The sequence below is a fragment of the Streptomyces sp. NPDC057302 genome (genome assembly GCF_042667685.1).
Taxonomy (GTDB): domain Bacteria; phylum Actinomycetota; class Actinomycetes; order Streptomycetales; family Streptomycetaceae; genus Streptomyces.
Window position 1 is genome coordinate 37,406 of record NZ_JBHUZJ010000052.1, and the last position, 15,582, is coordinate 52,987.

Below are 15,582 nucleotides of genomic sequence, written 5' to 3' on the forward strand. Positions count from 1 at the left end.
TGGTCCCCAGGTGTTCGGCCGACACGCGCCTCACACCCCCAGTTCGTTGTCTATGAAGTCAAGGACTTGCTCGGCCGTGGCTGCCTCCAGTTGGTCCACCGCGCCGTCGTCACCGTCCGCCGCCGTCGTGAAGCGGGCGAGCAGCTCCTCCAGGCGGGCCGCGACGGCCGCCTGGTCCAGGCCCTGCGCGACGGCGTCGGAGAGGGCGTGCTCGACCCGGGCCACTTCCCGCAGGACCTGGGCGGTCACATCACCGGACGGGGCCGGTGCGCCGTCGGGAGCCAGGCGCTGGACCAGATGGGCGGCGAGCCCCTGGGTCTGCGGATAGTCGAAGACCAGGGCCGCGGGCAGCTTCAGACCGGTCGCCGCGGCGAGCCGGTTGCGCAGCTCGACGGCGGTCAGCGAGTCGAAGCCGAGGTCCTTGAAGGGCGTGTCCAGCTGCACGGCGTTCGGATCGGCATGGCCGAGCACGCCGGCCGCGTGGGTGCGCACCAGGCGGGCCATCAGCTCCAGTCGTTCCTCGCCGGTCAGGGCGGCGAGCCTGGCGGGCCAGTCCGCTGCCTCGCCGACCGCTGCCGCCGTGGGGCGGGCGGTGGTGGGCGCACCGGCTGCCGCCAGGGCGCGCAGGACGGCGGGGACCGCCGCATCTGAGCTCGCCGGGACACGGGCGTCCAGATCCAGGGCGAGCAGGTCCGGCCGCCCATGGGCGAAGGCCGCGGCCAGCAGCGCACAACCCCGCGCCGCGCTGGTCGGCTTGATGCCGTAGCGGTCGATGCGGGCCCGGTCGGCCGCGGACAGTGTCCCGGTCAGACCGCTGGCGGCCTCCCACAGCCCCCATGCCACGGACAGGCCCGCCCGGCCCTGTGCCCGGCGGTGCACGGCGAGGGCGTCGCAATAGGCGTTGGCCGACGCGTAGTTGGCCTGCCCTGGTGTGCCCAGCGTGGAGGCGAAGGAGGAGAACATCACGAACATGGCCAGCCTCATCTCCCTTGTCGCCTCGTGCAGTTGACGTGCGGCAGCCGCCTTGGCCGCCCACACGCGGGCAAGCCGCTCGGGGCTCTGCGAGCCGATCAGGGCGTTGTCGAGCACCCCGGCGGCGTGCACCACACCGGTCAGCGGATGCGCAGGATCGACCCCGGCGATCAGTTCGGCCACCGCACCGGGCTCACTCAGGTCGGCCGCCACGAAGGTGGCCTCTGCTCCCAGGGCTTCCAGGCGGGCGGCCAACTCGGCCGCGCCGTCGGCGGCGGAGCCACTGCGGCTGACCAGCAGCAGGTGGGCGCTCTCGCCGGTACGTGCCAGGTGTTCGGCCACGGCTGCGCCGATGGTGCCGGTGCCGCCGGTGATGAGGACGGTGCCGTCGGGGTCGAGCGGGGCGGGCACGTCGAGGACCAGTTTGCCGGTGTGCCTGGCCTGGCTCATGAAACGGAACGCCTCCCGCGCCCGGCCCAACGGCCACGCGCGTACGGGCAGGGGTGCGAGGGCGCCGGAGGCGAACCGCTCGCCCAGTTCACTCATCATGACCTTGATCAGGTCCGGCCCGGCATCGGCGACCAGGTCGAATGCCGTGTACTCCACCCCGCGGTACTCGAGCTCGACCAGCTCGGGATCGCGTACGTCGCTCTTGCCCATCTCAAGGAACCGGCCGCCCCTGCCCAGCAACCGCAGTGATCCGTCAAGGAGTTCACCGGTGAGGCTGTTGAGTACGACGTCGACTCCTCGCCCACCGGTGGCCCGGCGGATCGACTCCTCGAACTCCAGGTCGCGCGAGGAAGCACGATGAGCGGCATCGACACCCATGCCCTCCAACACACCATGCTTGGCAGGACTCGCTGTGGCATACACCTCAGCACCCAGATGACGGGCGATCTGCACCGCCGCCATCCCCACACCACCCGTACCGGCATGGATCAACACCGACTCGCCCGCCCGCAGACGACCCAACTCCACAAGGCCGTACCAAGCCGTCAGGAACGCCGCCGGAGCAGCGGCCGACTGCCGCATGTCCCATCCCTCGGGGACGGGGGCCAGCATCCGCGCGTCAGCGACCGCCCACGGCCCGAACACGCCGTCCGCCATTCCCATCACGCGGTCGCCGACCGACAGATGCGTGACGCCCTGCCCGATCCCGGTCACCACACCGGCCGCCTCGGTACCCGGCAGTGCGCCCGCGTCCGGGTACATTCCCAGCGCGATCAGCACGTCGCGGAAATTGACGCCTGCCGTGTGTACGGCGATGCGGACCTGCCCCGGCTCCAGCGGCAGCAGCACCTCCTCGCAGGCGACCGCCGTGACGGCGTCCAGCGTTCCGGTCCGCCCGCCCACAAGGCGCCAGGCCGGCGTCCCGTCAGGCCCCGCCAGCTCCGCGGGTTCGGTGGCCCGCGCCCACCTGGGGACGAACACCCGGTCGCCGCGCAGGGCCACTTGCGGCTCCTGTGCGTCCACGGCGCACCGCACCGCGTCCACGACGAAGTCGTGGCTCGCGGGAGTGAGCGGCCCGTCGGTGTCCAGCAGCACGAACCGCCCCGGGTTCTCCGACTGCGCACTGCGCACGAGACCCCACACGGCCGCACCCGCCAGGTCGGGCGCACGCAGCGTGCCCGCGCCTTCGCCTGTCCCTGTGCCGTCTCCTAGGTCGGCCACATCAACCGCGCCACGCGTCGCCAGCACGAGCCGCGCCTGCTCAAGGCTCGGCGCTCCCAGGAATTCCTGAACGAGTGCCAATACGCCTACTGTGACGGCGAGTTCGTCCTCACTGGTGGGGTCAACGGCCGCAAGGATCGTGTCGGGCGCGGGAGTGCCGGAAGCCGTGGCGTCGGCGAGCGCACTCATGTCCCGGTAACTCTCCAGGCCCAAGTCGAGATCGCCAAGGGTCACCGAAGCGGCGTTGCCGACCGCTCCACGGCCGTCCACGGCAGCCGGCAGCGCGAGCGGATTCCACCGCAGTTCGTAGAGCCCGTCCGTGCCCGCCCCCGCGGCGGCGGCCCGCACCTGCTGGGCACTGGTCGACCGCAACCGCAGCTCCGCCACGTCCACCACAGGGCCGCCGGCGGGGTCGGTCACCGTCAGGCGCACGGTCTCCTCGGCGCCCCCGCTCAGCCCCGCAAGCCGTACCCGCACGGTGGTCGCTTCGGTGGCCCACAGCGAAACACCGCCCCAGGTGAACGGCAGCAGCACCTGCCCGTCATCGGACGCCGCCTGGCTTCGCTGCGCGAGGAGCGGGTGCAAGGCGGCGTCCAGCAGGGCAGGGTGGATCCCGAATCCGGACGACGAACCGGCCTGCTCGGGCAGCTCGACCTCGGCCAGCAGATCCTGACCGTGCCGCCACAGCGTCCGCAGGCCCTGGAACGCGGGGCCGTATGCGTATCCGTCAGCGGCGACTCGCTCGTAGAAGCCGGTCACGTCCACCGGCTCGGCATTCGGCGGGGGCCACTGCCCGACCTGCTGGGACGGCCGGACAGCCGACTCGCGGCCGAGCTCACCCACGGCGTGACACACCCACACCGCCGCGTCCTGCTCCGGACGCGAATGTACGCGTACGTCGCGTCGGCCCTGCTCGTCCGCCGCGCCCACGACGACCTGGACCTGTAGGCCACCGGTTTCGGGCAACACGAGCGGTGCCTGAAGGGTCAGTTCCTCCAGAGTGGGGCAGCCCGCCTCGTCGGCAGCCCGCAGCACCCACTCCACCAGCGCGGCACCCGGCACAAGCGTCGTGCCCGCCACCACATGCCCACTCAGCCAGTCACCGCTCTTGGCCGAGACCCTGCCGTTGAGCACCACTCCCCCGTCGGCGAGGGCGACAGCGGTGGGCAACTGCGCGTGCCCCGACCCGGCCCGAGCCCCATCAGCGTCACGCCCCACGGTGTCGGCAAGCCAGTAGCGGCGACGCTGGAAGGCGTAGGTGGGCAGGTCGATGGTGCGGGGGGTGGGGTCGGTCGGGAACCAGCGACGCCAGTCGATGTCCGCGCCCGCGGTGAAGGCCTGGGCGGCGGACCGAGCGAGTTGAGTCGTGTCGCCGTGGTGACGGCGGAGGGTGGGGACCACGGAGGCGGATATCTGCGCCTGTTCGATGGTCTCTTCCATGCCGAGGTTGAGTACGGGGTGGGGGCTGGCTTCGATGAAGAGGCGGTAGCCGTCTTCGAGCAGGGCCTGAATGGTGTCCGCGAACCGGACTGGTTGGCGCAGGTTGGTGACCCAGTACTCGGTGTCCAGGGCAGTCGTGTCGGTACGTTCAGCGGTAACCGTGGAGTAGAACGCCACCTCGGTGGCCGTGGGCCGGATGCCGCTCAACCGTTCGGTGAGTTCGTCGCGGAGTTGGTCGATCTGCGGTCCATGGGAGGCGTAGCCGACGTCGATGACGCGGGCCCGCAGGCCGCGTGCCTCGGCCTCGGCGACCACCGCAGCGACGTGCTCGGGCGGCCCAGAAATCACCGTAGAGGAGGGCCCGTTGACAGCGGCGATGCATACTCCGGGCCGGTCTCCGATCAGCTCAGCAGCCTGCTCGGCCCCCGTGCCCACAGAGGCCATGTCGCCGTGCCCGGCCAACTGCCGCAGCGCGTCACTGCGTACAGCCACAATGCGTGCCGCATCCTCCAGAGACAGCGCCCCGGCCACACACGCGGCGGCCATCTCGCCCTGTGAGTGGCCGATGACCGCGGCCGGGGTGATCCCGTGGTCGGCCCACACAGCAGCCAGTGAGACCATGACCGCCCACAGCACCGGCTGCACAACCTCCACCCGCGACAGCTCCGCGCCATCCCCGCGCAACACCCCGGTCAGCGACCACTCCACGTACGGCGAAAGAGCCCGCTCACACTCACCGATACGCGCCGCGAACACCGGCGACTCATCAAGCAGCTGGGCACCCATGCCCACCCACTGCGAACCCTGTCCCGGAAACACCAGCACCGGACCAGGCCCTACGTCCCCAGCCACCCCCGACACCACACCGGCACTCGCCTCACCCGAAGCCAACGCCTCAAGCCCAGCACTCAGCGCCTCGCGATCCCGGCCCACCACCACGGCCCGGTGTTCCAGCACCGACCGCGTCGTGGCCAGCGACCAGCCGACCTCCGCGGGCAGCGCCTCGGCGTCGCCCGCCACGAACTCACCCAAGCGGCGGGCCTGTTCGCGCAGTGCGTCCTCGGTCCGGCCGGAGACCACCCACGGAACCACCGAACCCTGCGAGGGCTCCGGTGACTTTCGCCGCACGACCTCGTCGGACTCCTCGTCCGGCGTAGGCGCCTGCTCCAGGATCAGATGTGCGTTCGTACCCGAGATCCCGAACGCCGAGACCCCGGCGCGACGGGCGTGGCCGGTGTCGGGCCACATAGTGGGCTCGGTGACCACCTCGACCGCTCCGGCGTCCCAGTCGACATGCGGGCTCAGGTCCTCGACGTGGAGGGTGGCGGGCACCACGCCGTTGCGGATCGCCATGACGGTCTTGATGACGCCCGCCACACCGGCGGTGGCGTGGGTGTGGCCGATGTTCGACTTGAGGGAGCCGAGCAGGAGAGGGCGATCGCGGTGCTGGCCGTAGGTGGCGAGCAGGGCTCCGGCCTCGATGGGGTCCCCGAGCTTGGTGCCGGTACCGTGCGCCTCGACCGCGTCCACATCGGCTGGGGCCAGCCGGGCGTCGGCCAGGGCGGCACGGATGACCTGTTCCTGCGCGGCGTCGTTGGGGGCGGTCAGGCCGTTGCTCGCGCCGTCCTGGTTGACGGCGGAGCCGCGGATGACGGCCAAGATGTTGTGGCCGTTGCGGCGGGCGTCGGAGAGCCGTTCGAGCAGGATGAGGCCGATGCCCTCGGAGAAGCCGGTGCCGTCGGCCGCGGCTGCGAACGGCTTGCAGCGGCCGTCGGGGGCCAGCCCGCGCTGACGGGAGAACTCGGTGAACATCAGAGGGCTGGACAGCACGAGCACACCGCCCGCGACGGCCAGGTCGCACTCGCGCTGGCGCAGCGCCCGGCCTGCCAGGTGGATCGCCACCAGGGAGGCGGAGCAGGCCGTGTCGACGGTGACCGCGGGCCCTTCCAGGCCGTAGTTGTAGGCCACCCGGCCCGAGATGACGCTGGTGAGGCTGCCGGTGGTGGCGTGTCCTTCGAACCCCTCGGGGATGCGCGGCAGTTGGGACATGTAGTCCTCGCTGGACACCCCGGCGTAGACGCCGGTGCGACTGCCCTTGAGGGTGACGGGGTCGATGCCGGAGCGCTCGAACAGCTCCCAGGACGTCTCCAGCATCAAGCGCTGCTGCGGATCCATCGCCAGCGCCTCGCGCGGGCTGATGCCGAAGAAGTCGGCGTCGAAGGAGCTCGCGTCGTCCACGAACCCGCCGTGGCGCACGTAACTGGTGGCGTAGTGGGCGGGGTCGGGGTGGTAGAGCCCCTCCAGGTCCCAGCCCCGGTCCGTGGGGAAGTCCTCGATCGCGTCCTTGCCCGCAGCGACCAGGTCCCACAGATCCTCCGGCGAGGCCACGCCGCCCGGGAAGCGGCAGGCCATGCCGACCAGGGCCACCGGTTCCTGCCGTCGGTCCTCCGCCTGCAACAGGCGCTGCCGCGTGTCGTGGAGTTCGGTGGTCACCCGGCGCAGATATTCGACCAGTTGCTCTTCGCTAGCCATGTGGGGTCACCCGGCCTTCGGAGTGGGGGTCGCGCGCGAGGTGTCGTGCGTGACACCAAGCTCGTTGTCGATGAAGTCGAAGATCTGATCCGCGGACGCGGCCTTGAGCCGATGGGCGGCGCTGTCGTCGTCCGCCCCGATGTTCGTGGTCTTCCACCGGGCCAGGAGCGCCTCGAGCCGGGTGGTGATCTCGCCCGTGTCCCCGTGGGGAAGCTGGTCGGCGGCCGCGGTCAGCGTGTTCTCCATACGGGTCAGGTCGCTCAGCACGGACCCGGCGGTAAGAGGTCCGCTGGGCGCTTGGGGGGCTTCCCCGCCGACGTGGTCCTTGTCCTTGTCCTGCCCGGTCAGCCGCTCGCGCAGGTGCCCGGCGATGGCCGCGGGGGTGGGGTATCGGAAGACGAGGGCGGTGGGCAGGCGCAGTCCGGTGTCCTCGACCAGCCGGTTGCGCAGCTCGACTGCGGTCAGCGAGTCCAGACCCAGTTGCTTGAACGTCGCGTCGCCGCGCAGCGCGCCCGGGTCGGTGCGGCCGAGGACTCCGGCGGCGTGCGTGCGTACGGCATCGATGAGCAGGCGCAGCTGTTCGGCGGCGGACAGGGGGGCCAGGCGGCCTGCCCAGTCCGTGGGAGGCCTGCGGCTCGCGGCGGTGCGCCGGACGGGGGTCTGCGCGGCGACCAGGGCACGCAGCGGTGCGGGCAGGGTCGCGGCGCCCTCTGCGGCCAGGGCTCGGGCTGCCAGCGGAACCGCCAGCAGGAGGGGGCCGCCATGCGCGCGTGCGGTGTCGAGCAGGGCGGGCACCTGGCCGGGTGCCGTCTCCTGGATGCCGGGCCTCGGGGCGGCGGGCGGTCCGTAGGCCAGGGCCAGACCTGTCGTGCCGGTTACGTGCCGCTGCAGGGCGAGTGCCTCGCAGAAGGCGTCGGCTGCGGCGTCTGCCGCCGGCTGGGGGATGCCGAGGGCCGCCTGGGCCGGGGAAAGGTGGGCGAACAGGGCGAGGGGCCGGGGCAAGTGGGCCGTCGCGGCGGCCAGGGCAGCCGCGGCCCCTGCCGTCGCCGCCCATGTCCGGCCGAACGCGCCGTGCAGGGAGGCGTCCTTGTCCGTAGCAGTGTCGCCGGCGGGGTTGGCGGCGGTCTCGTTGTCGGTGTCGGTGTCGGTGGCGGTGGCGGTGGCGTGGATGACTCCGGTGAGGGGGTGGTTCGCGTCGATACCGGCGATGGCTTCCACGATGGTTTCGGCGAAGGCGGACGCGTCGGCCACGTCCGCGGCAGCCAACTGAACGGTGGCACCCTGCTCCATCAACCGGTCCGCAACCTCCGCGAGTTCACCGCCCACGCCACCGGAGACGATGAGCAGGTTCCTTGACTGCCCGGTGTGTACGAGATATTCGGCGAGCGCGCCTACCAGGCCACCGGCGGACCCCGTGAGCAGCACGGTGCCTTCCGGGTCGAGCGGCTGCGGCTCGTCCACGGCGGGCTGAGTGGGGGGTGCAAAGCGGGGTGCAAGGACCCGACCGGCGCGCAGGGCGAGTTGGGGCTCGTCGGCTGCGATCGCCGTTGCCACGGCTTGCTCCAGCGCCTCCGCGCCTGCCCCGATCCCAGCACCCGTGTCGGTGTCGGTGTCGATGAGGATGAAGTGGCCGGGGTGTTGGGCCTGCGCGTTGCGGACGAGGCCCCAGACCGCGGCGGCCGCAGGGGCTGGGAGACGTCCGTCGCCGGTGGCGACTGCACCATGGGTGGTCAGCACCAGACGGGTGCCGGCGAGGCGCGCGTCGGCGAGCCAGCGCTCGATCAACGTGTCGGTCCGCTCCGCCGCGACCAAGCCGTCGGCTGCCTCGTCCCCGGTCAAGCTGCCGCCGGTGGTGGCAAGGACGACGGGCGGAGCCGGAGCCCCGGAGTCCAGGGCCGCCATCAGGGCATCCAGGCCCGAGTACTCCTCACCCAGGCTCGCCCAAGTGGACGGGTCGGCCGGGTCCGAGGCCGAACCCTGCGCCTGTACCGAGGCCGGTACCGAGGCCGATACCGGGATCCACCGCAGCGCGTACAGATCGGGAGTGCGCTCGCCGACGGCCCGCAGCTGCCGCGATTCCGCCGCTACGAGGACGAGCCCCTCGCAGGTGAGTACGTCGGCCCCGGTCGGATCACTGACACTTACCTGCCAAGTACGCCCGGCCTGGTCGGCGAAGCCCCCGGGCTCCCCCTCCGATCCCGCCGACTTCGCCCGCTCCGCTCCTCCCGCTCCTTCCACTCGATCCACTCGATCCGCTTGATCCGCTTGACCGTCCAGCGGCGAAAGACGCACACGCACGGAGGTCGCGCCGGTCGCCCACAGGGACACCCCGCTCAGCGCGAAGGGGAGCCACACCTGACCGGCCTCGGGTGGGCGCACACCAAGGACCGCCGGTTGCAGTACGGCGTCGAGGAGGGCGGGGTGGATGCCGAATCCGTCGGCGTCAGGTGCCTCTTGCGGCAGTACCGCCTCGGCGAACAGCTCCGCACCCCGTCGCCACAGGGCGCGCAGCCCCTGGAAGACGGGACCGTAGCCGACACCGGTCGCGTCCGCGCGCTCGTAGAAGCCGCTCAGGTCGACGGGTTCGGCGCCGGACGGCGGCCACACCGCGTCCGGAGCCTTCGCGGTCGGCTGCCCAGGAGACTCGGCGACCAGCTGACCCCTGGCGTGGCAGGTCCAGGGCGCGTCCCCGTCGAGGGCTGCCGCCCCGTCAGGACGGGCGTAGATGTGGAGGTCACGCTGACGCTGCCCGCCCTGCCGGTCGTCCGGGCCCACCACGATCTGCACCTGCACACCCGCGGCTTCGGGCAGCACCAGCGGGGACTCGAGCGTGAGGTCGTCGATGGCCGCGCACCCGGCTTCGTCCGCGGCCCGCAGCGCCCACTCCGTGAGGACCGATGCGGGCACGACGGCGTGACCGAAGAGCGTGTGCTGCGCGAGCCACGGGTGGCTGTGCCGGCTGATGCGGCCGGTGAACAGGCGTATGCCGCCCTCGGCGAGGTCGGCGGCCGCGCCGAGGAGCGGGTGCCCGGCCGTGGCCAGGCCCAGACCGGCCGCGTCCTGGGTGCCGACCGGGGCATCCAGCCAGTAGCGGGAACGCTGGAAGGCATACGTGGGCAATTCGAGGGCGGCGGTGCGCGTGGCCGGGAACCAGCTCGCCCACCTGACCGCGCACCCGGCGGTGAAGGCTTGTGCCAGCGAGAGGCCGAGGCGGGACAGTCCGCCGTCCTCGCGTCGCAGCGTGGGGACGGTGACTGCGGCGTCGATGTCTGCCTCTTCGAAGGTTTCCTGCAGGCCCAGCGTCAGCACCGGGTGGCTGCTGGACTCGATGAAGATCCGGTGGCCGTCGGTGAGGAGCGCGGCGACGGCGTCGGCGAAGCGGACCGGTCGGCGCAGATTGGTGACCCAGTAGTCGGTGTCCAGACCCTCGGTGTCGATCCGGGATCCGGTCACCGCCGAGTAGAACGCGACGGAGGCCGATGCGGGGCGGATGCCCGCCAAGGTGCGGGTCAGTTCATCGGTGATGGCGTCGACCTGCCGACTGTGCGAGGCGTAGTCCACGTCGATGACGCGGCCCCGCATCTCGCGCGCCTCGGCGTCGGCCACCACGGCGGCCACCTGGTCCGGTGGGCCCGAAATGACTGTGGAGGAGGGCCCGTTGACCGCTGCGATGCCCACCCCGGGGTGCCCGTCGATGAGCTTCGCGGCCTGCTCCTGACCCACCCCGAGGGAGGCCATCGCGCCGGACCCGGAGAGTTTCCTGAGCGCGAGGCTGCGCAGCGCCACGATCTTGGCGCCGTCCTCCAGGGTGAGCGCACCGGCCACGCAGGCCGCGGCGATCTCGCCCTGGGAGTGGCCGACGACCGCGGCCGGGATGACCCCGTACTCGGCCCACATGGCGGCCAACGAGACCATGACCGCCCACAGGGCCGGCTGCACGACCTCCACGCGCGACAGTTCGCTGCCGTCTCCGCTCAGCACTTCGGCCAGGGACCAGTCGACGTACGGAGAGAGAGCCTGCTCGCATTCGGCGATCCGTGCCGCGAACACCGTTGACTCCGCCAGGAGTTGAGCGCCCATGCCCACCCACTGCGAGCCCTGCCCCGGAAACACGAGGACCGGCCCCGGACCGGGGGCACCGGCCGCCGCTCCTGACACCACGTCCGGCGACACCTTGCCCTCGGCCAGCGCCGCGAGTCCGGCAAGGAGTGCTTCCCGATCACGGCCCACGACCACCGCCCGGTGCTCGAACACCGACCGCGTGGTGGCCAGCGACCGGCCCACATCCACCGTGGACGCACCCTCGGCCGCGAACTCGTCCAGGCGGCGGGCCTGTTCGCGCAGCGCCTCCGCGGTGCGGCCGGATACCACCCACGGCACCACCGCGCCGTCCACGGATCCCGGCCCTTCCTCCTGCTCCGTTCCCTCCTCCTGCGCCTCCTGCCGCGCCTCTTCCAGAACCAGATGCGCGTTCGTACCGGAGATGCCGAAGGAGGACACCGCGGCACGGCGCGGACGTTCGCCGCGCGCCCAGGCGACCGGCTCGGTGAGCAGCCGTACCGCACCCGCGGACCAGTCCACGTGCCCGCTCGGCTCGTCGACGTGCAGGGTGGCGGGCAGCAGTTCGCGCCGCAGCGCCATCACCATCTTGATCACACCGGCCACACCGGCGGCGGCCTGCGTATGACCGATGTTGGACTTCACCGAGCCCAGCCACAACGGCCGTTCCGCCGGGCGGCCCTGCCCGTACACGGCAAGCAGCGCCTGCGCCTCGATCGGGTCGCCCAGCGTGGTGCCGGTGCCGTGTGCCTCGACCACGTCGACCCCGTCCGCCTCGAGACGGGCGTCCGTGAGCGCGGCGCGGATGACGCGCTGCTGAGACGGGCCGTTCGGTGCGGTCAGGCCGTTGCTGGCACCGTCCTGGTTGATGGCCGAGCCACGAAGGACGGCCAGGACTTTGTGGCCTTTGCGCCGTGCCTCGGATTGACGTTCAAGGAGGACCAGGCCGACGCCCTCGGCCCAGCCCGTGCCGTCGGCGCCGTCCGCGAACGGCTTGCAGCGTCCGTCAGGGGCGAGCCCGCGCTGACGGGAGAATTCGGTGAACATGCCCGGTCCGGCAAGCACGGTGGCGCCCCCGGCCAGGGCCAGGTCGCACTCGCCGCGCCGCAGCGCCTGGGCCGCCAGATGCAGCGTGACCAGGGAGGAGGAGCAGGCGGTGTCCACCGTCAGGGCGGGACCTTCCAGGCCGAAGCTGAACGAGAGACGGCCCGAGGCCACGCTGGGGGTGTTGCCGGTCAGGAGGTAGCCGTCGGTGGACTGGGAAGGTTCGTGCAGCCGCGGCCCGTAGTCCTGCCCGGTCATGCCGACGAAGACGCCGGTGGGGCTGCCCTTGAGCGCACGCGGGTCCAGGCCGGCCCGTTCGAACGCCTCCCACGCGCACTCCAGGAGCAGGCGCTGCTGCGGGTCGATGGCCAGTGCCTCGCGCGGGCTGATGTCGAAGAACTCCGCGTCGAAGTCGGCGGCGTCGTAGAGGAATCCGCCCTGGCGCGTGGAGCTGGTGCCCGACTGCGCAGCATCGGGATGGAAGAGCCGCTCCAGGTCCCAGCCGCGGTCGGTGGGGAACGCACCGACCGCGTCGCCTCCCTGGGCGACAAGGCGCCACAGGTCCTCCGGTGAATTGGCGCCGCCCGGATACCGGCAGCTCATGGCCACGATGACGACCGGATCCGTGTCCGCGTCGGTGCCCGCGTCCACGTCGGTATCGCTCGCGCGCAGGGGAACGGAGGCGGCCTGGGCCGACGTACCGGTGATCTGCGCGCGCAGGTGTCCGGCGACGGCCAGGGGGGTCGGGTGGTCGAAGGTGAGCGTGGCGGGCAGCGGCAGGCCGGTCACCGTGCCGAGCCGCTCGCTCAGCTCCGCGGCGGCCATCGAGTCGAAGCCCAACTGCTTGAAGGTCCGGGCGGTCTCGACGGTGCCGGAGGGGGAACCGAGCACCACCGCCACCTGCTTGGCGACCAGACCGAGCAGGGTGCGCTCCTGGTCGGCGACCGAAAGCCCGGCGAGCCGCCCGGCGAGCACCGTGTGCTCGGCCTGCCCAGCGGCGTGCTCCGCTTCCTCGACGCGCCCCGCCTCCGCTTCCTCGACGTGCGTTGCCCGTTCCAGGGCAGGTGCCGCATCGGGCCAGTGGCGTTCGCGCTGGAAGGCGTACGTGGGCAAGCTCACGCGGCGCTCCGCGGCGGGCTCGTCGCAGGCGCTCGTGAAGTCGACGTCGGCGCCGCGCACATACGCCTGCGCCAGGGCCGTCAGCAACGTGAGCGGCTCGTCGCGGCCTCGGCGGCAGACCGCCACGGCCGCGGGACGCGGTCGGTTCGTGTCCGCGGCCACGGGGAAGCACTCGCGGGCCATCGCGGACAGCGGCGCGTCCGGTCCGAGCTCCACGAAGGTGGTCACGCCCTTCTCGCACAGCCCGCGCACACCCGCGAGGAACTGCACGGGCTCGCGCACATGCCGCGCCCAGTAGTCCGCACCGGCCAGCTCGTCCCCGGTCACGGGCCGGCCCGTGACGTTGGAGACCACAGGGATGACCGGCGTACGGAAGGTCAGGCGGTCGGCGACTGCGCGCAGGTCGTCGAGTACGGAGTCCATGTGCGGCGAGTGGAAGGCGTGACTGACCTTCAGGAGGCTCGCCTTGCGGCCGCGTTCCCGCCAGGCGGCGGTCAATTCCTCGACGGTGTGGCGGTCGCCGGAAATCACCACGGAGGCGGGGCCGTTGAGGGCGGCCACGGTGGCGGACTCCTCGTGCCCGGCGAGCATGTCGGCCGCCTCGTCCGCGCTCGCCTGCCATGCCGCCATCGCGCCGGACGCGTGCACCGCCTGCATGAGGCGTCCGCGTGCGGTCACGAGGGCACTGGCGTCCTCCAGCGAAAGGCAGCCGGCCACGTGGGCGGCGGCGATCTCGCCGACCGAATGGCCCAGTAGGTAGTCGGGCTTCAGGCCGAAGGAGGTCACCAGGCGGTACAGGCTCGTCTCGATGGCGAAGAGCGCGGGCTGGGTGTAGGCGGTCTGGTCGAGCAGCGCCTGCTGCTGGGCAGCGCCGCCGTCAGCAGCAGGGTCGCCGTCACCAACGCGGTCGCCGCCACCGAAGACGATCTCGCGCAGCGGGCGGTCCAGATGGACGTCGAGCGCCGCGAACGCCTCGTCGAGGGCCTCGGCGAAGACCGGGAACGCGGCGTACAACTCACGCCCCATGCCCAGGCGTTGTGCTCCCTGGCCGCTGAACAGGAAGGCCAGCTTGCCGTCGTTGTCCGCCTCGCCGCTCACCACGGAGGCGCTCTCGCCGCCTTCGGCCAGCGCGCCGAGGGAATCGAGCAGGTCGGTGGTGTCGCCGCCGAGCAGGACCGCGCGGTGGGCGAGAGGTGCGCGGGTGGCGGCCAGCGCGTGTCCCACCTGCGCGGCGTCGGGAGCGGGGCGGGCGGCCAGATGTGCGCGCAGCCGGCCGGCCTGTGCGCGCAGCGCGGGGGCGCTGTGGGCGCTGACCGTCCACGGCACCGGTGGCGCGGCCATGGGCCGGGCAGGCTCCTTCGGTGCCGGGGCGACGGGCCGGGTGGGTGCCGCGGCCACGATGAGATGGGCGTTGGTGCCGCCCATGCCGAAGGAGGACACCCCGGCGATCAGGGGCTGATCGGGGCGCGGCCAGCCTCCCGGTTCCTCCTGGACGGCCAGACCGAGCTCGCCCAGCGGGATGGCCGGATTGGGGGTGGTGAAATTCAGGCTCGGCACCAACTGCCGGTGGTGGATGCTCAGGGCCGTCTTGAGCAGTCCGACGATCCCGGCGGCGGCTTCGAGGTGGCCCACGTTCGTCTTGGCGGAGCCGACCGCCAGCGGTGTCGCGCGCGCCTTGTCGCGGCCGAGGGCGGCGCCGAGTGCGGCGGCCTCGATCGGGTCCCCGACCGGGGTGCCGGTGCCGTGCAGTTCGACGTACTGGATCTCGTCCGGCCGCACCCCCGCCTCTTCGCAGGCGAGGCGCACCACGTCCTGCTGCGCCTGCCCGCTGGGCAGGGTCAGGCCGTCGGTGGCGCCGTCGCTGTTGACGGCGCTGCCCCGGATCACGCAGTACACGGTGTCGCCGTCGCGCAGTGCCGCCGCGAGCGGCTTGAGCACCACGAGGCCGCCGCCTTCACCGCGTACGAAACCGTCTGCGCGTGCGTCGAAGGTGTGGCAGCGGCCGCTCGCCGAGAGGCCGCCGAAGCGGGCCGCGGCAAGCTCCGTGGTCTCCGGGGAGCAGCTGAGGTTGACCCCGCCCGCGAACGCGAGCTCGGACTCGCCGCGCGCCAGGCTCTCGCAGGCCAGGTGCACGGCGACCAGCGAGGAGGACTGGGCGGTGTCCACGGTCAGACTCGGCCCGGCCAGGTGATAGGTGTACGAGACGCGGTTGGCCAGAATGCTGCGGTGCACGCCGGTCATGGTGTGCCGGGAGACGCCCTGCGCCGTCTGCCGCCGCAGTACGTGGGTGTAGTCGTCCCAGAACGCGCCCACGAAGACACCGGTGCGGCTTCGTGCCAGGGTCGGCGGGCGGATGCCCGCGTCCTCGAGAGCCTCCCAGCTCAGTTCGAGGAGCAGCCGCTGCTGCGGGTCCATCGCCACTGCTTCGCGCGGGCTGATGTTGAAGAAGGCGGCGTCGAAGCCGTCGATGCGGTCCAGGTAGCCGCCAGGCCCGTACAGCCCCGAGTCCTCCTGCCGACGCCGGGGCGGGGCGTCGTCCACAGCGCTGCGACCCTCACGCAGCAGCTGCCAGAAAGTGGCCGGATCAGGCGCCTTGGGCAGTCGGCAAGCCATCCCGACGACGGCGATCGGCTCGTGGCTGACACCCGTGCCGGTGGAGGACGTGGCCATCACGTCAGTTGCTGTCGCGAGGGGGACAACTGGCTGCCACAAAACATTAAAGGCGCTCCCGGTCCGAAATCGGAG

The 15,582-nt window shown here is 72.2% G+C and carries 2 protein-coding genes; both read right to left on the reverse strand.

Annotated elements, in window-relative coordinates; all coding sequences use genetic code 11:
- Positions 1–30: 30 nt before the first annotated feature.
- Entirely contained in the window at positions 31–6,597 is a 6,567-nt protein-coding gene (locus ACFUPX_RS29500) for an SDR family NAD(P)-dependent oxidoreductase (RefSeq protein ID WP_383329261.1), read from the reverse strand.
- Positions 6,598–6,621: 24 nt separating this feature from the next.
- Positions 6,622–15,507: a beta-ketoacyl synthase N-terminal-like domain-containing protein gene (locus ACFUPX_RS29505; protein ID WP_383329219.1), complete on the reverse strand. Its 8,886-nt coding sequence runs from the start codon at positions 15,505–15,507 to the stop codon at positions 6,622–6,624.
- Positions 15,508–15,582 lie beyond the last annotated feature (75 nt).

Excerpts from the sequence above, each read along its gene's own strand:
- ACFUPX_RS29505 (WP_383329219.1), bottom strand. The coding sequence starts at position 15,507 with ATGGCCACGTCCTCCACCGGCACGGGTGTCAGCCACGAGCCGATCGCC.